14 protein-coding genes are annotated in these 20434 nt (G+C 70.1%); 11 read left to right on the top strand and 3 right to left on the bottom strand.

All coding sequences use genetic code 11. From position 1 onward, the window contains the following. Window positions 1-130: 130 nt before the first annotated feature. Together SCNU_RS10435 and SCNU_RS10430 are read left to right on the top strand one after the other, a co-directional pair. The gene (locus SCNU_RS10435) at window positions 131-1255 is read left to right on the top strand and encodes an amidohydrolase family protein (RefSeq protein WP_009679334.1); all 1125 of its coding nucleotides are present in this window, start codon (window positions 131-133) and stop codon (window positions 1253-1255) included. Window positions 1256-1333: 78 nt separating this feature from the next. Continuing rightward, window positions 1334-2203 carry an SDR family oxidoreductase gene (locus SCNU_RS10430; RefSeq protein ID WP_009679333.1) on the top strand — a complete coding sequence of 290 codons (870 nt, stop codon included), beginning with the start codon at window positions 1334-1336 and terminating at the stop codon, window positions 2201-2203. Here SCNU_RS10430 and SCNU_RS10425 read toward each other — a convergent pair. Beyond that, window positions 2188-2760 carry a TetR/AcrR family transcriptional regulator gene (locus SCNU_RS10425; protein ID WP_009679332.1) on the bottom strand — a complete coding sequence of 191 codons (573 nt, stop codon included), beginning with the start codon at window positions 2758-2760 and terminating at the stop codon, window positions 2188-2190. The genes SCNU_RS10430 and SCNU_RS10425 overlap by 16 nt on opposite strands. A gap of 214 nt (window positions 2761-2974) precedes the next feature. Between SCNU_RS10425 and SCNU_RS10420 the strand changes: the two genes are divergently transcribed. Both SCNU_RS10420 and SCNU_RS10415 read left to right on the top strand, forming a co-directional pair. Next, window positions 2975-3820: a sulfurtransferase gene (locus SCNU_RS10420; RefSeq protein ID WP_009679331.1), complete on the top strand. Its 846-nt coding sequence runs from the start codon at window positions 2975-2977 to the stop codon at window positions 3818-3820. Beyond that, window positions 3820-4494 (top strand): response regulator transcription factor, encoded by a 675-nt coding sequence (locus SCNU_RS10415; RefSeq protein WP_009679330.1) that lies wholly within the window; start codon window positions 3820-3822, stop codon window positions 4492-4494. The genes SCNU_RS10420 and SCNU_RS10415 overlap by 1 nt, the downstream gene beginning before the upstream one ends. Before the next feature lie 50 nt (window positions 4495-4544). Here the strand turns inward: SCNU_RS10415 and SCNU_RS10410 are convergent, their stop codons facing one another. Beyond that, complete coding sequence (locus SCNU_RS10410; RefSeq protein ID WP_009679329.1) at window positions 4545-5948, bottom strand: sensor histidine kinase; 1404 nt, start codon at window positions 5946-5948, stop codon at window positions 4545-4547. A gap of 242 nt (window positions 5949-6190) precedes the next feature. Then, on the bottom strand, window positions 6191-7831 hold the full coding sequence (locus tag SCNU_RS10405) for a (2,3-dihydroxybenzoyl)adenylate synthase (protein WP_009679328.1): 1641 nt from the start codon (window positions 7829-7831) through the stop codon (window positions 6191-6193). A gap of 105 nt (window positions 7832-7936) precedes the next feature. On the opposite strand from SCNU_RS10405, the gene SCNU_RS10400 reads away from it, so the two are divergent. From SCNU_RS10400 to SCNU_RS10370, 7 genes are all read left to right on the top strand, one after another. Then, window positions 7937-9283: a salicylate synthase gene (locus SCNU_RS10400; RefSeq protein WP_040518202.1), complete on the top strand. Its 1347-nt coding sequence runs from the start codon at window positions 7937-7939 to the stop codon at window positions 9281-9283. After that, window positions 9280-12804 (top strand): non-ribosomal peptide synthetase, encoded by a 3525-nt coding sequence (locus SCNU_RS10395; RefSeq protein ID WP_009679326.1) that lies wholly within the window; start codon window positions 9280-9282, stop codon window positions 12802-12804. The genes SCNU_RS10400 and SCNU_RS10395 overlap by 4 nt, the downstream gene beginning before the upstream one ends. Further along, window positions 12801-14117 (top strand): SidA/IucD/PvdA family monooxygenase, encoded by a 1317-nt coding sequence (locus SCNU_RS10390; RefSeq protein ID WP_009679325.1) that lies wholly within the window; start codon window positions 12801-12803, stop codon window positions 14115-14117. Before SCNU_RS10395 ends, SCNU_RS10390 begins: the two co-directional genes overlap by 4 nt. Continuing rightward, window positions 14114-14734 (top strand): GNAT family N-acetyltransferase, encoded by a 621-nt coding sequence (locus SCNU_RS10385; protein WP_009679324.1) that lies wholly within the window; start codon window positions 14114-14116, stop codon window positions 14732-14734. Before SCNU_RS10390 ends, SCNU_RS10385 begins: the two co-directional genes overlap by 4 nt. A gap of 276 nt (window positions 14735-15010) precedes the next feature. Then, window positions 15011-15772: a thioesterase II family protein gene (locus SCNU_RS10380; RefSeq protein ID WP_009679323.1), complete on the top strand. Its 762-nt coding sequence runs from the start codon at window positions 15011-15013 to the stop codon at window positions 15770-15772. Next, window positions 15769-17103, top strand: coding sequence for a beta-ketoacyl [acyl carrier protein] synthase domain-containing protein (locus SCNU_RS10375; protein WP_009679322.1), 1335 nt, complete (start codon window positions 15769-15771; stop codon window positions 17101-17103). The genes SCNU_RS10380 and SCNU_RS10375 overlap by 4 nt, the downstream gene beginning before the upstream one ends. Next, window positions 17096-20188: an acyltransferase domain-containing protein gene (locus SCNU_RS10370; protein WP_009679321.1), complete on the top strand. Its 3093-nt coding sequence runs from the start codon at window positions 17096-17098 to the stop codon at window positions 20186-20188. Before SCNU_RS10375 ends, SCNU_RS10370 begins: the two co-directional genes overlap by 8 nt. Window positions 20189-20434: the final 246 nt, after the last annotated feature.

Raw genomic sequence — 20434 nt, 5'->3', positions numbered from 1 at the left:
CCTTCGGATCGTCGCAGGTGTGGACTGGGGGGGGGTGCCCGCTGCCGGGCGAGGTCCACTGTAGTCCGCGCCTCCGACGGACCCCGATATTGTTCGGCGTGCCGCTTGTGGGTTGTGGCACCCTTGCGTTGTGACGACGCTCGATGGACTGCTGACCGGGATCGTCGACGCGCACGTCCACTACTTCAACCCGATGCGTTCGTCGTGGGCGCTGGCCCGATTCGCCCGGGTCTCCGACTTTCCGCTGCGCCGTTTCGTCCCGTCGCCCGCACTTCGGCTGGTCGCGCGGATCGGGAGCGGAGACGATCGGCGGTACGGCCTGGACTCGAGCATCCTGTCGTCGCCCTACGAGCCGGCGCAGTATTCGAGCGACACGGTCGCACTGCTGTCGGTCGCCGGAATCGGAGTCGAGAGCGTCGGCCAGGTGGAGTCGCAGTGGCGGCCGGCGCGTGATCCGGCCGAGCTGATGGATTCGTCGTTCGACGAGCTCAAGTATCTGACCGGTCTTCCGCACGGTCAGAAGGGGCCGGCCCTGGGTGCGACCGTGGTGGCGGGGGATCCACGGCATCCCGATTTCGCCGGGCGCGTGGATCGGGAACTGGCGCACTCGGACCGGGTCCGGGCCGTCCGTTTCAAATGGGCTCGGCATCCGGACCCGGAGATCCCCGACTGGTGCAACGAGCCGGACGCCGTCGCGTCCACCGCGTTTCTCAAAGGCTTCGAGTCGCTGGCCTCGCGGGGGCTGGCGTTCGTCTCGTTCGCGTACTCGCACCAGCTGGGGCAGCTCGACATGCTGGCGCGGCGATTTCCCGAGACGACGATCGTCGTCGAGCACCTGGGGATGCCCGCGGGGGTGTTCGGGCCGGTCGGTGCCGAGACCGGGATGACGGCGGCCGCACGCGCGGCGATCCTGAGTCTGTGGCGCGAACGCATCGCGATGATCGCGACTCGGCCGAATGTGGTGATCAAGGTGTCAGGCCTCGGGTTGTCGTTGCTCGGCTACGGCCGCGACACGGCCGGGAACATCGGCAGTCGTGCCGTGTTGGCGGACATGGCCGGCCCGCTGGCACTCCACGCGGTGGACCGATTCGGCCCGGACCGCGTCATCTTCGGCTCGGACTCGCCGGTGGATCGGCCGAACGCGCCGATCGGCATGACGGTCGGCGCGCTGCTCGACGTGCTCGGCGACCGCGGCGACTATCTGCTTCAGCAGTTGTTCGCGCGAAACGCGAAGCGGATCTTCCGCATCTCGTGACGCGGTTGCGCGGCGTGGCCGATCTGTGAACTAGAACGTGTTCTAGAGTCGTAGGGGACTACGCGGTTGGGAGTATTCGTGGGCAAGTATGTGGTGACCGGCGCAGCGTCGGGCATGGGCAATGAAGTGGCGCGCAGGCTCCGGGCCGACGGACACGAGGTGATCGGCGTCGACCTCGCCGATTCGGAAGTGATCGCTGATCTGTCGACGAGCGCCGGACGGTCGCGCGCGGTCCGCGAGATCATGGCCGCGGCGAGCGGGCGGCTCGACGGCGCCGTCTTCGCCGCCGGAGTCGGTGCGCACCGCGGTAAGGAGCGGCTGACGGTCGAGGTCAACGTCCTGGGCGTCACCGAACTGCTGATGGCGCTCCAGCCCGAGCTGGCGGCCGCGGGCAACGCGAAGGTGGTGGTCTTCGGCTCCAACTCGACCACGTCGACGCCGTTCGTGCCGCGTCGGGCGATCAAGCTGCTCGAGTCCGGTGACACCGAACGCGCGACGCGCATCCTGCGGCGGCGCGGCGCCCTCTCGGGCCCGGCGGCGTACGCGGCGTCGAAGATCGCGGTGAGCCGGTGGACCCGAAGGCACGCGATGACCACGCAGTGGGCGGGTTCGGGCATCCGGGTCAATATCCTCGCGCCGGGGCCTGTGCTCACTCCGCTTCTGCGCGCTCAGCTCGAGAGTTCGTCGGGCAAGCACGTGCGGTCGTACCCGGTGCCGGTCCGCGAGTACGGCACTCCCGAGCAATTGGCGCAGTGGGTGCTGACGATGCTGTCGCCTGCCGCGGACTTCATGGCGGGGTCGGTGATCACCGTCGACGGCGGCACCGAGGCCCTGCTCCGGCCGAACGACTGGCCGTCGCCCCTGCCGCTGCGCAGGGTTCCGCGGATGCTGTCGGCGTTGCGACGCGCACCGCGAACGGGTCAGGTCGCCGACTATTCCGCCGTCTGATCGCTCTTGCGGGGCAGACTGAGCGTGCGATCGAGGATCCGGTGCATCGCCCACTCGAAGTCGGCCTCACCGATGTCGGAGCACTGGTAGCCGACCAAGACCAGCATCGAGTGTGCGGCGATGCGCGCGGGCTCGTCCGGATCGGCGATGAGATCGGCGACGAACTCGGTGAGCGCGTCGAGTCGGGTCCGGTCCACATCGGAGACGGCCTGGGCGACGCTCGGGTCCTTCGCCGACCACACACGCAACGCGCGTTCGGTGTGGTGCGGCAGCCTCTTCGATGCCTCGACCACCGCGAGAATCCGCTCGACCGGACTGCCGATGGTGCGCAACTGTGCGACGACGTTCGCCGTCGCCTCCGTCTGCCAGTGCGCGATCAGGGACGTCTCGAAGTCCTTCCAGTTCTTGAAGGAATGGTAGAAGCCGCCGGTCGTGAGGCCGGTCTCGGCGCAGACCGTCGACTGCTTGAACCCGCCGTAGCCGTCGCGGGCGAGCACGCGCAGCCCGGCGTCGAGGAAGCGGGAACGGAGCGGGTCGAGGGTCGGCGATTCGGACATGGCCCGATTGTCGCACGTCGCGGTGGACCTCCGGGCTGTCGTTCCGCCGAACGTACGACGCCACGCGGGGCTCTTGCGACGATGATCACGCAGGCCCGGGGCCGGTCGAGCGCCGCAGGCGCTCTCTGCCTGGATGTCACTGCTGAGCAATACAGTCTTCTGTAGCGACGGTCGTGCGCCGTCCGCAGCACGGTGACGGTGAAGGGATGGTCCGATGACTTCCGACCAGCGAGATCAGGTTCTCACGACGGTCGACGACCTGGTGGAGGCGATGCTGTCGTCGCGACCGCCGGTGGTACTCGACGTGCGGTGGCAGCTGGGCGACGACGCGGGTCATGAGCACTATCGCGAGGGACATCTCCCGGGGTCGGTGTACGTGGACCTGGATGCCGAGCTCGCCGGACCGGCATCGGCCGATGCCGGGCGGCATCCGCTACCCGCGCTGTCGGATCTGCAGGCGGCGGCCCGTAGATGGGGCGTCGACGTCGGCTCGCGCGTCGTGGTCTACGACGATTGGGAGGGCAAAGCGGCGGCTCGGGCGTGGTGGCTGCTGCGCTGGGCCGGGATCGCGGACGTCACCATTCTCGACGGCGGGCTCGGCGCGTGGAAGGCCGCCGGAATGCGCGTGTCGACGGGTGACGCGACGCCGCGAGTCGGGAACGTGGTGCTCTCCGGTGGACACCTGCCGGTGGTGGGGATCGACGACGTCGCCGCGCTCGACACCGATGCCGTGTTGCTGCTCGACGCGCGGGCGCCGGAACGCTACCACGGCGAGGTCGAACCGATCGACGCGCGGCCCGGCCGGATCCCGGGCGCGGTCAACGCTCCCGCCGGCGGGAACGTCACCGCCGACGGGAGGTTCCGCCCGACCACAGAGCTCGCGGACCTCTACCGCGGGCTGGGCGCCGATGATCGGGAGGTCGTGATGTACTGCGGTTCGGGCGTCACCGCCGCGCAGGGGATCGCGGCGCTGGCGGCCGTGGGCATCACGGCAGCGCTGTTCCCCGGTTCGTATTCGCAGTGGTCGGCCGACACGGACCGTTCGGTGGAGCGCGGCTGATGCGCGTGCTGCTCGTCGACGACGATCCGGCGATCGCCGAGACCGTGCGCCGGACGCTGGTGGCGGAGGGCTGGGTGGTCGACACCGCGACCGACGGTCTCACGGGGCTGCAGAAGGCCCTGAGCGAGCCGTTCGACGTCGTCGTGCTCGACATCATGATGCCGGGTCGCAACGGCTACGAAGTGGTGCGCGACCTTCGCCGGGCACAGGTGTGGACGCCCGTACTGATGCTCACCGCGAAGGACGGAGAGTACGACCAGGCGGACGCCTTCGACTTCGGCGCCGACGACTACCTCACCAAGCCGTACTCGGCTGTGGTGCTGGTGGCCCGCCTGCGTGCTCTCGCGCGGCGCGGGGCGCCCGAGCGGCCCGCTGTGATGACGGCGGGCTCGCTGTCGCTCGATCCCTCGGCGCACGTCGTCAAACGCGGCGACACCGAATTGTCACTCACGCGACGCGAGTTCGCGCTGCTCGAATTCCTGATGCGGAACAAGGGTCAGGCGGTCACGAAGACGCAGATCGTCGACTCGGTCTGGGATGTCAACTACACGGGCGACGAGAACGTCGTCGAGGTGTACATCAGTTACCTGCGTAAACGGATCGACGCGCCGTTCGGCTGCAAGTCGATTCAGACTGTCCGCGGCGTGGGGTACCGGCTGGACGACGACGGGTAGCAGAAGGCACGGGGCGCGAGGGGTCCGCCCCCAGAGAGTCTCGTCGCCTGCTACGGCGCCTCCACCGGCAGCTCGAAACCGATCCGTGCGCCGCCGCCGGGGGCATCGTCGACGATCATCTCGCCGCCGTGCGCGCGCACGATCTCGGCGACGATCGCCAGTCCGAGGCCTGCGCCGCCGAAGGTGCGGGTGCGTGCGGAGTCGAGGCGGACGAAGCGGTCGACGATCCGCTCCTTGTCGTCGTCGGACACCCCCGGACCGTCGTCGGACACGGTGATGGACACGCCCGAGTCGTCGGCGGCCATGTCGATGGCGATGCGGCTCCGGGCGTGCCGGACCGCGTTGTCGGTGAGATTCCGGAGCGCGCGGCTCAGCTTCTCCTCGTCGCCGGTCAGCTGAATCGGCAGGATCGTCGCGCTGATCTCGAAGTCGGTGATCGCGCCGAGTCTGCGGATCTCCGATTCCACGATGTCGTCCAGATCGACCGACCCGGTGCGCAGCGGGATGCCGCTCTCATCGGCGCGCGCGAGGAGGAGCATGTCGGCGACCATGTACTGCAGTCGCCGCGCCTCGGGGGCCATCACGTCCCGGGCCGTCTCCCTGTCGATGCCCTCTCCGTTCATCTCGGCGAGGTCGAACAGACCGACGAGTGTGGTCAGCGGACTGTTCAGCTCGTGTGAGGCGTCGCCGACGAAGCGGAGTTCGCGGGCCCGGGCCTCTTCGAGCCGATCGAGCATCTCGTTCATGGTCACCGCCAGTGTCGCGATCTCGTCTCGCGTTGCGGGCACGGGGACCCGCTGGTGGAGGTCGCCGACCGAGATCTCGTCGACACGTCGGCGGATGGCTTCCACCGGCTCCAGCGACCGGCCCACGAAGTAGTAGGTCAGAACGGCGATCAGCGCGCCGATGATCGGGAACATGAGTCCGCAGAGGAGTGCGACCACGAGGATCAGCCAGTGCAGTTGTTTCTCGGAGGTGCCGACGGCGATCGTGACGTCGCCGTGGTCCGGCGAGGTGACGCCGACGAAGCTGGTGCGGAACTCCGGTGTGTCGGGTGCGGGCACCGTGTCGTCGACGACGGTCTCAGCGCCGGGTGCGACGCTCGGGCCGAGCGGTTGCGTGGTGCCGTGGTAGGTCGACGCGAGCACGGTGCCGTCGCGACTGTAGATCTGCACGATGTCGACGTATTGATTCAGGTTCAGGAGGGCTTTGTCGACGCCGTCGACGCCCTCCGACCTCACCACCGTCGCGATCTCGGCTGCCCGTGACGAGGTCGCCTGATCCGCGGTGTTGTACAGCAGGTTCCGCGTCACCAGCACCATCACGGCACCCGCGATGAGCAGGGCGACGAGCACCAGAACGGTAGCCGTCATGGTCAGTCTGGTCCGCACCGGACCCGTGAGTCGACGAGTGCGGGCCCGTAGTCCGCCCGTCGTCACCGTCTGCTCGGTCACGTGTCGACGTTATCGGGTCCGGGCGCCGACGGACATCGTCCGAGCGAGGCTTCGTACGTCCGTTTGTGTCAGAGGTGACTCATATCATATCGGTGCAGGGTCGGAGATGGCCGGACGGCCGTCTCGGGTTGTTTGAGAACTTCATAGCGCGTCGCGGCAAGGCGACACGGACTGCTTCCGGGGCATGGGGCTGGAGGGGCGATCGGTGGTGCCGCGACGGCAGGCGGGCGACCGTACCGTGGTCAGTCGACTCGGCTCGGTGACGCGAGATCGGTGCGCAGTGCAGCTTTGTCGATCTTGCCGACGGACGTCACCGGGAGTTCGTCGATCGCGTGGAAGCGGTCGGGCAGCTTGAACGACGCGAGGCCGCGATCGGCGAGGAAGCTGCGCACGTCGGGAAGTGAGGGGGCGGTCGTGTCTCGGCCGGGTACGACGACCGCACAGATCAGTTCGCCGAGGGCGTCGTCGGGCAGGCCGATCACGGCGGCGTGCGCGATCGCGGGATGGGCGAGCAGGTGCTCCTCGACGTCGTCGGCGGCGACGTTCTCGCCGGCCCGCACGATGGTGTCCTTGATCCGTCCGGTGACGGCGAGGTGGCCGGACGGCAGCCGACGCACCAGGTCGCCCGATGCGTAGAAGCCGTCGTCGGTGAACGACCGCAGGTTGTGCTCGGGTGCGCGGTAGTAGCCGCGGATGGTGTACGGCCCGCGGACCTGGAGTTCACCTTCTTCGCCGTCCGGGACCGGCGCCCCGTCCTCGTCGACGATGCGGACCTCGTCGAGCGGGCTCATCGGTGCGCCCTGGCTGACGTGCACCAGGTCGCGGGGGTCGTCGAGGCGGGTGTAGCAGATGAGCCCCTCGGCCATCCCGAACACCTGCTGCACCACCGGACCCATCGCGGCGTCGATCGCGGCAGCGTCCGGTGCGGCGAGTTTGGAGCCGCCCACTTGGAGCAGTCGTAGTGATGAGATATCGGCGGGTTCCCACTCGGTGGCCGCGCACCACAGCTGCGCCAGCGCCGGGACGAGCGCGGTGACGGTGACCCGGTAGCGCTCGATGACGTCGAACGCGGAGTCTGGACTGGGGTCCTGCGTGAAGACGGTGTGACCGCCGACGCCGATCATCCCGAGGAGTCCGGGGCAGCAGAGCGGGAAGTTGTGCGCGGCGGGCAGAGCGGCGAGGTAGACGTCGCTCGCAGTCAGTTCGGCGATGGCTGCGGACGTGACGGCGTTGAACGCGTAGTCATTGTGCGTCCGCGCGATGAGCTTGGGTAGTCCGGTGGTGCCGCCGGAGACCAGGAACAGGGCGGGGAGGTCGGCGTCGACGGCCGGCGGGTGCCAGTCTCCGGAATCCTCGGGGAGCGGGCGGAAGGAGCCGGCGTCGCCGGTCACGAAGATGTGTTCGACGGCCGGGACTCGCGACCGGAGGTCGGCGGCGAGATCGCGGTAGTCGAACCCGCCGCGGATGTCGTCGCAGACGTACGCCCGGGCCCCGGAACCGGCTGCGAGGTGCGCGATCTCGGTGATGCGGTGAGCGGGCAGCGTCATCACGGGAACCAGGCCGGCGCGCAGGAGGCCGAAGAAGGTCACGGCGAACTCGGCCGAGTTGTGGAGTTGCAGGATCACCCGGTCGCCCGGTCGCAGTCCCGCCGTCGCGAAACCGGCCGCCCGTCGATCCGAGGCGTCGAGGAGTCCGCGGTAGGTGAGCGTCGTTCCGGTCGCGCCGTCCGTCACGGCCGGATCGGTGGGATTCGAGACCGCTCGAGCGGCGAGGGCGCTCCACAGCGGGCGGTCGTCGAAGACGCCTGCGGCCCGATAGGAGTCGGCGAGGTCGGGACGGTGCGGGGCGAACCCGGTGGCGAGAGTGCTCGCAACAGATGGCATGCTCGGTCCTAGCTCTAGTAGACGAGGGCAGCCTAACCTATCGATTCCCCGGTGATGTAGATTAGCCTCACCTAATTGTCGGGCAGTGAACGATGGGACTGAACAATGGTTGTGGCACCTGCTTCTCCGGTAGCGGACACGCCCTCGATCGATGACCTCGCCGCGCGAGCGGCCGCGGTGTGCGGAGCGTGGGCGTCGTCGGGCGAGTTCGGCGAATACGTCGTCTACGAGCGTGACGGACGCTGGATGTTCGCGGCCCGCCCGCAGGCGCGGATCATCCTCACGAAGACTCAGGTGATCGTCGACCCGGCACCCGGCGACGAGGGGGCCCGAACCCGTGAGATCTCCTGGGCCGGGGATCCCGCGGACGCGCTGAACGCCGCCCTCGACGGTCTCGGCCTGTCGCATTGGCGGCTGTACGGCTGGGTCGGATTCGACTACTGCGCACCGCATCACGGGCTGCTCGACCGTGTTCAGGACGACGTCGTCCTCGCGCATCTCATCGTGCCGGGACTCGAGGCGTTCGTCGACGTCGACGGAATCTCCGCGCCCGGCGCGGACGAGGCGACCCTCGAACGACTGCGTGAGCTCGCCGAGCGTCCCGTGAACGCCGGTTCGGAGGAGACCATCGATGTCGGCAACGACCCCGACGACTACCGCGGTCGTGTCGCGACCGCGGTCCGCGAGATCAACGAGGGCCGCTATCAGAAGGTGATCCTCTCGCGGAGCGTCGACGTCGGCTTCGACGTCGACATCCCCGCCACGTACGTGCGCGGTCGTCGGGGCAACAACCCGGCGCGGTCGTACCTGCTGCATCTCGGCGGTCTCGAAGCCGCGGGTTTCAGTCCGGAGCTGGTGGTCGCGGCGGACGGCATGGGCTCGGTCGTCACCGAGCCGCTCGCGGGCACGCGAGCGTTCGGACGCTCGCCCGAGATCGATGCCGCCGCGCGCGCCGATCTCCTCTCCGACGAGAAGGAGATCGCCGAGCACGCGATGTCGGTGCGGGCCTGCTTCACCGAGATCGAGTCGGTGGCACTGCCGGGAACCACCGTCGTCGACGAGTTCATGGTGGTCCGCGAGCGCGGCAGCGTTCAGCACCTGGCGTCGACCGTGTCCGGTCGCCTCGATCCGGACGCCGGACCGTGGCGTGCGCTCGGCGTCCTGTTCCCGTCGATCACCGCATCGGGCATTCCGAAAGCCCCGGCACTCGAAGCCATCTACCGACTCGAACCGCAGCGCCGCGAGTTGTACTCGGGTGCGATCCTGGTCGCCGACTCGAGCGGTGAGCTGGAGGCGACCCTGGCCCTCCGCACCATCTTCGCCGAGGGCGACCGCGCGTGGCTGCGTGCCGGAGCGGGCATCGTCGGTCAGTCGCGGCCGGAGCGCGAGTTCGAGGAGACCTGCGAGAAGCTCGGCAGTGTCGCACCATTCGTCGTGAGAGCGGCCCGGTGAGCGGGGTCGACGGCGTCTCGGAATCGACCGTCCGCGCGGACATCGCCGCCCTGTTGGACGTCGACCCGTCGACCATCGGCGACGGCGACGACCTGATCGGGCTCGGCCTGGACTCCATCCGGATGATGCGCTTGGCAGGTGGATGGCGCAAGCTCGGTCACGACGTCAATTTCGCGGATCTCGCGGCCAGCCCGACTGTCGCCGATTGGTCCGCCATGCTCGGGGCCGCGGACGCTGAGCCGGCCGGCGCTTCGGGTGTCACGGAGCAAGGCATCGGAGGTTTCGACGCGGAGGACTGGGCCGCGGACTCGTTTCCGCTGGCACCGATGCAGCACGCCTACTGGGTCGGCCGCACGGGAGCCGCGGACCTCGGCGGCGTGGCCGCGCACCTGTACGTCGAGTTCGACGGGGCGGGCCTCGACCCCGATCGGCTCGCCGCGGCCGCCGAGGCGCTGGTCGCGCGGCACGGAATGCTCCGCGCCCGATTCGGAGCCGACGGCCGCCAGCAGGTGCTCGACGCGTTGCCGCGGCCTGCGCTGGTCGTCGACGACCTCCGCGGCACCGACTCGGCAGACATCGAGCGACTGCTGACCGAACGGCGCGAGTCCAAGAGCCACCAGGTGCTCGACATCGCCGCGGGCCAGGTCTTCGACCTCACCCTCACACTGCTCCCGGGCGGTCGCCATCGCCTGCATTTCGACATCGACATGCTCGCCGCCGATGCGATGAGCTACCGGACGTTGCTGCGCGATCTGGTCGCCCTCTACGACGGCGCGCAGCTGCCGCCCCTGTCCGTCGGCTACCGCGACTACCTGCGGCATCGCGCCGAGCATCCGGACTCCGCTCGCGCGGCCGACCGCGACTGGTGGGCCGACCGCCTCGCCGATCTGCCGGGCGGGCCGATCCTGCCGGCACGACCGGCCGGACAGACGCAGAGCGACCGGGCGCGCGTGGTGCGGATGAACCACTGGCTCGACGCCGGCGCCCGCGCGGGTCTGCTCGCCGCGGCGCACGAACGCGGCGTGACGCCCGCGGCGGTGGTCGGTGCGGTCTATGCCGCGAGCGTCGGCGCGTGGTCGTCGACCCCGCACTTCCTGCTCAACGTCCCACTGTTCCAGCGGGTTCCGATGCACGACGAGATCGATGCGGTGTCGGGTGACTTCAGCTCGTCGATCCTCGTCGACGTCGACCTGCGGGTGCTGACCGCACCGGGGAACGGATCGGTGCTCGACCTCGCCCGCGATGTGCAGCGCCGCATGCACGAGGCCGGATCGCACAGCGCGTACGGCGCGCTCGACATCCTGCGCGACCTCGGCCGTCTCCGTGGCGAGACGGTCTTGGCTCCGGTCGTCTTCACCAGTGCGCTGGGTCTCGGCGAACTGTTCGCCGACGAGGTCTACGCACGGCTGGGCCGACCGGCCCACATCGTCTCGCAGGGGCCGCAGGTGCTGCTCGACGCGCAGATCACCGAGGTCGGCGGCGGGCTGCTGACGAACTGGGACGTCCGCATCGACCAGTTCCCGGACGGCGTCGTCGAGGCGATGTTCGAGCACTTCACGACCACCCTCGACGGACTGGCTGCCGGCGGGTCGTCGGCCGGGTGGCTCGCCGAGGCGCTGCCGCAGCTGCCCGCGTCGCAGCGGGCGGTGCGATGCGAGGTCAACAACACCGCCGCACCGACGACCGGGCGCGTCCTGCACCAGGGATTCTTCGAGGTCGCCGCCGAGGACCCGGAGCGACCCGCACTCCTGTGGCGCGACGGTGGACTCGCCTACGGCGAGCTGGCACCGCAGGCGCTGGCAGTGGCCGCGGCCCTGCGGTCGGCGGGCGTGCGCCCCGGCGACGCGGTGGGCGTTCAGATCCCCAAGGGCTACCGCCAGATGATCGCGACCCTCGGCGTCTACGCCGCCGGGGCGGTCTGGGTGCCGGTCACCTACGACCAGCCCGCGCCGCGCCGCGCCGCGATCCTCCGCACCGCGGAGGCCGCCCTGTTGCTCACCGACGGTGTCGTCGAACCGGATCGCCTCGAGGTCCCCGCGCTGGAACTGAGCGACGCCCTGGCTGCGGCACCGCTGTCCGGACCGTACCTGCCCGATCCCGAGGCCGTCGCGTACGTGCTGTTCACGTCCGGCTCCACCGGAACGCCGAAGGGCGTCGAGGTGCCGCACCGCGCCGCGATGAACACCATCGACGACGTCAACCGCCGTTTCGGCGTCGGCCCCGGCGACCGGTCACTCACCGTCGCGGCCCTGGAGTTCGACATCTCGGTCTACGACATCTTCGGGCTCTACAGCGCGGGCGGCGCGGTGATCGCGGTCGGCGCCGACGACGCCAAGGACCCGGCGGCCTGGCGCGACCTGCTGGTCGCTCACCGCGCCAGCGTCTTGACCTGCGTGCCGAGCGCGCTCGACATGCTCCTCACGCTGGCCGAGACCGAGACGGGCGGTGGCGCGCTGGGCGATTCCCTGCGCGCGGTGCTCCTCGGCGGCGACTGGGTGGGCGCCGACCTGCCCGGCCGCTTGCGATCGCTCGCGCCGGGCGCGCGGTTCGCCGGACTCGGCGGGGCCACCGAGATCGCGATCCACGGCACGGTGTGCGAAGTGTCCGAGCCGCCCGCGCACTGGACCAGCGTGCCGTTCGGCACCCCGCTCGCGAATGTGGCGTGCCGCGTCGTGAGCGACCTCGGCACCGACTGCCCGGACTGGGTGAGCGGCGAACTCTGGGTCGGCGGCGACGGCGTCGCCCACGGCTACCGCAACGAACCCCAGCGGACGGCCGAGCGGTTCGTCGAGTTCGAGGGGCGGCGCTGGTACCGCACCGGCGACCTCGCGCGCTATTGGCCCGACGGGACCGTCGAGTTCCTCGGACGGGCCGACAACCAGGTCAAGATCCGCGGCTTCCGCGTCGAACTCGGAGAGATCGAGGGCGCGCTGCGCACCTTGCCGTCGGTTCGTCATGCGGTGGCGGTCCTCGTGGCCGGCAACGGTCCCGCGACCCTGGCCGCCGTCGTCGCACCCGAACCCGGCAGCGCGCCGAACCCTGACGAGCTGCGTGACTCGCTCGCGGACCTGGTTCCCGGCTACATGGTGCCCGCGGTCATCGACGTGCGAGCTGAACTCCCGCTGACGGGCAACGGCAAGCTCGATCGGGCCGCGATCACGGCGAGCCTGGGCACGACCGCCGCGGACTCGAGCCCGCGCCGCGACCCCGAGACCGACCTGCACCGTGCGCTTCTCGCCATCATGGCCGACGTACTCGGCGGCGACCGCGAACTCGGCGTCGACGACGACTTCTTCGCCGCGGGCGGCGATTCGGTGCTCGCCACCACGGTGATCGCCCGCGTCCGCGATCTGCTCGACGCGCCCCAGGCGGGCGTCGCCGACATCTTCGCGGCCCGGACGGTCGACGAACTCGCACGACGGCTCGATGACGCGGACGAACGACCGGGCCGGCTGGAGCAGGTCGCCGCGATCTACCTGGAGATCGCCGCGATGGACGACGAGGAGCTGATGGCGCAGTGATCCCGAACAACCCCGAACCCGCAGGCGCGGGCGACCGCTCGGCCGGGACGCTGGTTGCGATCGGTGCCGGCCCGAAGTCGCTGGCGGTCGCCGCCAAGGCGAAGGTGATGGCCGATCTCGGGCTGCCTGCTCCCCGGGTGGTCATCATCGATCAGCATGCGGTGGGCGGTAACTGGCTGCCGCTCGGCGGCTGGACCGACGGCCGTCACCGGCTGGGCACGAGCCCCGAGAAGGATCTCGGCTTCCCGTACCGGGGTGCGCCGCATCGTGCGCAGGCCGCGCAGATCAACGCGGGCATGCTCGAGTTCAGCTGGATGGCGTTCCTCGTCGCCCACCAGACCTACACGGAGTGGATCGACCGCGGTCGACCGAACCCGCATCATCACGTCTGGGCGCGCTACCTGGACTGGGTGGCGTCTAAGTCGGGTGCAGAGTTGCACATCGGCACCGTCGAACGGGTGCGCGTCGCCGACGGCGGCTGGACCGTGGCGTTCCGCACCTCGGACGGCGCGGTCGAAACCGTCGACGGCGACGGGTTGCTCGTGACCGGTCCCGGCTCCAGCGATGAGCCGTTGCTCGACGATCCGCGTGTGCTGTCGGTCGCGGACTTCTGGAACGCGGTGTCGCGCAGGGAGATTCCGGCGTCGTCGCGAGCGGCGGTGATCGGCGGCGGCGAGACTGCGGCGTCTGCGCTGGACGAACTCGTCCGTCATGAGGTCATGTCGATCTCGGTCATCTCACCCGCTCCGACCATCTACACCCGTGGGGAGAGCTACTTCGAGAACTCGGTCTTCTCCGACCCGACCGGATGGCCGTCGCTGCCTGCCGCCGAACGGCGCGACGTGATCCGCCGTACCGACCGGGGCGTGTTCTCGGTGAGCGTGCAGGAGAATCTGCTCGCGGACGATCGGATCCACCACCTTCGCGGACGGGTGACCGGTGCTCGCCGCACCGGCGAGGCGGTCAGCCTGACGCTCGGCAACCCCGGCTGCTCGGCGGTGGACCACTCGTTCGACCTGGTGGTCGACGCGACCGGTGGCCGTCCGCTGTGGTTCCTGGACCTCTTCGACGCGGAGACCGTAGACGAGCTGGAACTCGCGTTGGGAAGCAGGCCGGACGTGAGCAGTCTGGAGAACTCGATCGGGCATGACCTCGCGGTGACGGGTCTGTCGCAGGCGCTGTACCTGCCGAATCTCGCCGGTTTCGCGCAGGGACCCGGCTTCCCGAACCTGAGTTGTCTGGGCGAACTGTCGAATCGCGTGCTCCGCAGTGCGGTCGACCGCGCCTCGTCGCGTCAGGCGGTGAGCCGATGAGCCTGCCGGACAGCGACTTTTCCATCGCACGCGAGATCACCGAGGTCTCCGGCGCGGTCGACGCCGCCGGGCCCCCACCGGTGCCGGGCGTCGTCGGCGACTTCGGACTCCGCGTCGTGGACCCGGACGGAACCGATCCGGCGCTGCTGGAGGAGTGGTTCGCCCGCCCGCACCTAGTGGACACCTGGGATCAGGATTGGTCCGCGCAGCGCTGGCGCGACGATTCCGCCTACCGCCTGGCGGGCGACTATTCGCGACCGATCATCTTCTCGCACAACGGCGTCGACGTCGGCTACCTGGAGATCTATCGAGTCGCCCGCGACGAGATCGCGCGACTGTACGCCGTCGATCCGCACGATCTGGGACTCCACATCGCGACCGCGGACACTCGCCTGCTCGGTCGCGGCGTCGTCTCGGAGTTTCTCCGCGACCTGGCCGGTGAGCTGTTCGCCGCCGACCCGCGGTGCCCGCGCATCGCCGTGGAGCCCGCCTCGACCAACGCCCCCATGCGCCGCGCACTGACCAAGCGCGGGTGGCGCGATGTCGGCGACTTCCAGGTCCGCCCGGACCGCCGGATAGCCCTCCACCTCCTCGATCGCGACTCTCCCGGTGGTTGAGCGAGCGATGCGGCCTTCCCCGTTGGTTGAGCGAGCGCAGCGAGTCGAAACCACCGTGACGACTCGCTGGTTCGCTCTCGAGGTTCCAGCGGAGCGTGGGTTGGTTTCGACTCGCTCCGCTCGCTCAACCAGCGGGGGTGCTCAACCGGCGAGGGCGCGTTTCGCTCGCCTCGACGAGCGTCCTTCCTCGTTGGTTTCGACTCGCTCGACTCGCTCAACCAGCGGGGGCCCGACCCCCGAAACCCCCTACCACCACGAACGACTTGGATCCCTCGCATGACCACTGCCACCCGTAAAGCTCCCGCCCTGCGAGCCTTCCACAAGCCGGCCCGACCGGACGCGCCGATCCTGATCGTGTTTCCGCATGCGGGTGGCGGGGCGTCGTCGTACCGGGATCTCTCCGGCCGTCTGTCCGCATGTTTCGACGTCCGGGTGATGCAGTACCCGGGCCGTCAGGACCGGATGCGTGAACCTGCGGCCACCGGGCTGCCCGATCTCGCCGTCGAAGCCGTCGAGGCGTTTCTCGCCGACCCCGAGCTCGCCGACCGTCCGACGGTCGTCTTCGGACACAGCATGGGCGCGATCGTGGCATTCGAGTTCACGCGTCGCCTGACCGATGCCGGCCGGGCGCCGCAGCAACTGATCGTGTCGGCGGCGACCGCCCCCAGCCGGGTGGCGCAGTTGCCTGAGCACCCCGACTCCGATGAGGAGCTCATGGCGCATCTGACCGGACTGCAGGGCACCGGTGGCGCGGTGATGGGCAGCGAATCGGTGATGCGGATGGCGCTGCCGGTGCTGCGCGCCGACTATCGCGCGTTCGACGCCTACGATTGCGGCGCCGACGTCCGCATCTCGGTCCCGCTGCAGGTGATCGGCGGTGCCGATGATCCGGTGATCCGGCCGCATCAGCTGCATTCGTGGACCGATCATGCGGACGACGTCGACGTGACCGTGGTCGACGGCGGCCACTTCTACCTCAACGAGCATCCGGATTCGTTGGTCGCGCTCCTGACGCCGTACGCCGGAGTCACGAAGTGAGCGAGCGGATCGAGGCGGCCCCCACCGCCGCAGCCGACGACGCGATCGTCATCGCCGGAATGGCGGTAGAGGCACCGGGCGGAATCGACACCCCCGAGGACTTCTTCGACGCGCTCGCCGCGGGCGCCGACCTGATCGGCCCGATGCCGCGCGATCGGGACTGGCCGATCGACCAGGTGCTCGCGCTCGACGACATCGCGGGTTGGGGCGCGGTGCCCGACGCCGGGGGATTCCTCGACGGCGCCGCCGAATTCGATCCGCAGTTCTTCGGACTGAGCCCGCGTGAGGCGGCGGCGATGGACCCGCAGCAGCGCGTCGCGATGCGCGTCGCGTGGCGCGCGGTCGAGAACACCGGCATCAATCCGGCCGCGCTCGACGGTGCCGAGGTCGGCGTCTTCTTCGGCGCCTCGGCCATGGAGTACGGGCCGCGCGCGGCAGCGGTCAACGAGTACTCGGGCCATCGGATCGCGGGCACCGCACTCGGCTCGGTCTCCGGCCGGATCTCGCATGCACTCGGTCTCACCGGACCGTCGATGACCGTCGACACCGCGTGCGCGTCGTCGTTGACCGCCATCCATCAGGCGGCCGCGGCGGTCCGATCCGGTGAATGCGACTGGGCGATCGCGGGCGGCGTCTGCGTGATGGGCTCACCGGGCGCGTTCTTCGAGTTCTCACGCAACAACGCCCTCGCGGCGGACGGGCGCTGTCGGTCGTACTCGGCGGGTGCCACCGGCACTGTCTGGGGCGAGGGCGCGGGCGCGGTGATCATCGAGACGGCGGCCGCGGCGCGGGCCGCCGGGCACCGGATCTACGGTGTCATCGCCGGATCTCGCGTGAACCACAACGGCGGTGGCGGACCGATCGTGGTTCCGAGTGCGCAGGCGCAGCGACGGGTGATCGAGGCGACGATCGGCGCGGCGGGCATCGACCCGGCGTCCGTCGACCTCATCGAGGGACATGGCACGGGCACGCTCGGCGATCCGATGGAACTGTCGGCCCTCGCCGACACCTACGGTGCCGCGCGGTCCCCGCAGCATCCGGCTGCGGTCGGTTCGGTGAAGTCGAACGCAGGGCATGCGCAAGCCGCCTCCGGCGTCCTCGGACTCATCAAGGTGCTGCTCTGCGGCCGTCACGCGACCATCGTCGCCAGTCGGTTCTCCGACGACCCGACCGACGAGATCGATTGGCCGACCTCCGGGCTGCGTCTGGCGACCGCCACCGAGCCGTGGCCCGCGCGGGACGGGCGGCGCGCCGCCGCGGTCTCCAGTTTCGGCGTCTCCGGAACCAATGCCCACCTCATCGTCGACATGCCGGAGGCCGTCAGTGTCTGAGTCGCCATCGCAGTCCCGCTCCCAGTACCTGCTGCCCGACGGCCTCGTCCCGGTGGTCGTCTCGGCCGACGCCGAGGATCGCCTCGGGCGTTACGCGGCGTCCGTCGCGGGTTACCTGCGTGAGCATCCGGACGTCGACGTGGACCGTGTCGCGGCCTATCTGCTCGATGCCCGTCCGGTCCGGCGTCATCGCGCCGTCGCCGCGGTGGCGGACCGCGACGCCCTGCTCGACGCGCTCGACGCCGTCGCCGACGGCAGGCCGCACCCCGATGTGGTCAGGGGGAGCGCCGCGAGCCATCGGTTCGCGTACGTCTACCCCGGTCAGGGCAGTCAGCGGCCGGGAATGGGCGCCGTCGACTACCGGTGCTCGGCCGCCTATCGGACCGCCGTCGACGACTGCCATGAGGCGTCGATGGAACTCTTCGGCACGTCGCCGATCGACTACGTCCTCGGCCGCGACGCAGCGGTGGAGACCGACGACGTCACCGTGGTGCAGCCGGCCCTGTTCATGCACATGCTCGGACTCACCGCCATGTGGGACGCCGCGGGTGTCCGGCCGGCGATGACCGTCGGGCACAGTCAGGGCGAGATCGCCGCGGCGGTCCGCAGCGGTGTGGCATCGCTGCGCGAGGCGCTCGTGGTCGTCACCATGCGGGCGCGCGCCGTCGACGCGATCGCACCGCGCGGGTACACGATGGCCGTCCTCGGGGTCAGCCTCGACGAGGCCGAAGCACTCCTGGCGCGGAACTCGGGCTGGATCGAGCTGTCGGTCGTGAACTCCGCGCACATCCTGTGCGTCTCGGGCGAGCGCCCCGCCGTTCTCGGACTGATCGCCGCGCTGGAGGCCGACGGGAAGTTCGCCAAGGAGATCCGCGTGGCATACCCCGCGCACACCAGTATCGTCAGCAAGTTCGCGGCCGAGTTCGTCACCGCGTTCGATTCGTTCGGACTCGGCGAACGATTCTCCACGCCGCGGATCCCGTGCATCGGAGCGACTCTCGGCGAGGCGATCGACGAGACGATGACCCTCCGCGACTACTGGTTCTGGAACCTGCGCAACCGGGTGCGCTTCGACCGTGCGGTCGCGACCGCCGCCACCGACGGCGCCGACACGTTCATCGAGATCGCCGAGCACCCGACTCTCGTCCTCGCGATGTCGGAGACGCTCGCGGAGACGACGGGCACCACCATCCTGGGCACCCGCCGCCGGGAATGCACCGACCACTCGCTGTTCACGAAGAACGTCCTGGCCGTCGCAGTCGCCGACTCCGCCTTCGACTGGTCGCGGTGGGCGGTCCCCGGCCGCACCCGCCACCTGCCGCTGGAGGGGTTCCCGAACTCCACGATGCGAAAGACGAGGCTGTGGGCGCGGTTCGACGCCGGTGCGACCGACCCCGTGAATCGGCCCGGCTGGGCCACGACCACCCCGGATCACGACGTCCGGGTGCTGCGCACCGAATGGCAGCGACCGTCGAGTCGCAAGCTCGTCGCTCCGCAGCGCATCGCGGTGCTCACACCCGCCGGCGCCGATCGTGGATTCGCTGCCACGATCTGCGAGACCGCCCCGTCGCACGGTGCCGTCGCGTGGCAGCTGCCGGACGGGGGCGCGGAGATCGGCGAGGTGGATGCCGCGCTGCTTCTCCTGCCTGCAGGCACCGATGACGTAGAGGCGGACCTCGCGGGTCTCCTGGCCGATGAGGCCTGGCGCGGCGGGCTGACGGAACTTCCCGCTGTGCTCTGGGTGGCGACGACCGGCGGCGAGACCGTCGGCCCGGACGAGGCCGCTGATCCGTTCCACGCCGCGGCCGCGGCCGCACTGCGGTGTCTCGCGGTCGAGCAGACCGGTGCCCGCGTGGCACAGCTCGATCTGCCAGTCGAGGGGACCGCCTCCGCCGACGACGTGCTGTCCGCGATCCACGTCGGCGGCGAATCGGCACTGGCCCTGCGGGACGGTGTGATTCACGTGAAACGCCTTGTTCCGGCGGAGGTTCCGGCGAGCCATGACCTCGATCTCGCCCATGTGCTGATCAGTGGCGGGACCGGCCGGGTCGGACTGGCTATGGCCGAACGCTTCGCCCGCGACGGTGCCCGCAGGCTCACGCTGCTGAGTCGTTCGGGAGGTGACGACGAGGCTCGTCGGACCGTGGCCCGACTGACCCGTCGCTTCGGGGTGAGCGTCGACGTGGTGCGCATCGACCTCACCGACGCCGTTGCGGTCGCGGACGTCCTCGGTGGACTGCGGACCGTCACGACGGCGGTCCACGCGGCCCTGGACTACGTCGACCGCCCGCTGTCGGCGATCGACGCCGCAGACGTGCATCGCGCGCTGGACGCGAAGGTCGGCGGGCTCGGCAGGATCCTCGACGCGCTCGACGAGTCGCCGCGGGTGCTGGTCTGCTCCTCGCTCGCCGCCACTCTCGGCGGTCGCGATCAGGCGCTGTACGCGGCGGCGAACCGTCTGCTCGAAGTCGAGGCCGCACGACTGCGGGCGGTCGGTGTCGATGCGGCCGCGGTCGGCTGGGGATTGTGGGCCGTGCAGGGCCCCCTGGATGCCGACGGGCTGGCCCGAGTGACGGCCACCGGGGTGGTGCCGATGGCGCCGCAGGCCGCGCTCGACGCCGGGCTCGGCATCCGGGGATTCGACGCGCAGGTGATGGCGGCGTCGTGGCCGGATCTGCGCGCGCTGCTCGCGATGACGGGAACGGCCGCGCTCGTCTCCGACGTTCTGGACCTGGTGGCCGGTGCCCCCGAGGTCGCGGAGGATCCGCGCCCGCTCGACGCGCCGCCGGCCGAAGTCGCCGAGCCAGAGACTGCCGAGTATGAGACGGTCGCCGAGCAGCCGGGCCCCGCGGAATCGGGCGATCTGATGACCGATCTCGTCGCCGAACTCGCAGTCGCGATGGACTTGCCGACGTCCGACATCGACCCCGGAGCGCCACTGGTCGCCCTCGGCATGGACTCCCTCCAGGCCCTCGATTTCCGCAAGCGCGTGCAGGCGTCCCTGGCGTGCGACTTGCCGGTCGAGGCGATTCTCGGCGGTGCCAGCCTGAACGAGGTGGTGGCGCTGATGGATACGGCGGCGTGAGGTCGTCTCACCGAGAGGGTGTAGGCGCTGCGCGCCGGGGCTGCTCGACCAGCTTGGGGAAGGTTAGGCGGTCGGCGCTGGTGACCGGCGCGTCCCCGTGAGGACTGTTCGTGGACTATATGTCCATCAGCTGTGGTGGCGGGGACGCGGAGGACGGTGCCGGGTTTCGCTCTGCCCGCTCCACGCCACGCGCACCCGTGACCAGGCTAACCATACTAAGGCTAGACTTACCTTCTAGCAGTTTGG

Origin of the sequence: Gordonia neofelifaecis NRRL B-59395, from assembly GCF_000192435.1 — a bacterium.
Classification (GTDB): domain Bacteria; phylum Actinomycetota; class Actinomycetes; order Mycobacteriales; family Mycobacteriaceae; genus Gordonia; species Gordonia neofelifaecis.
The sequence above is the reverse complement of the archived record's forward strand: the minus strand, read 5'-3'. Positions and strand labels throughout refer to the sequence as shown.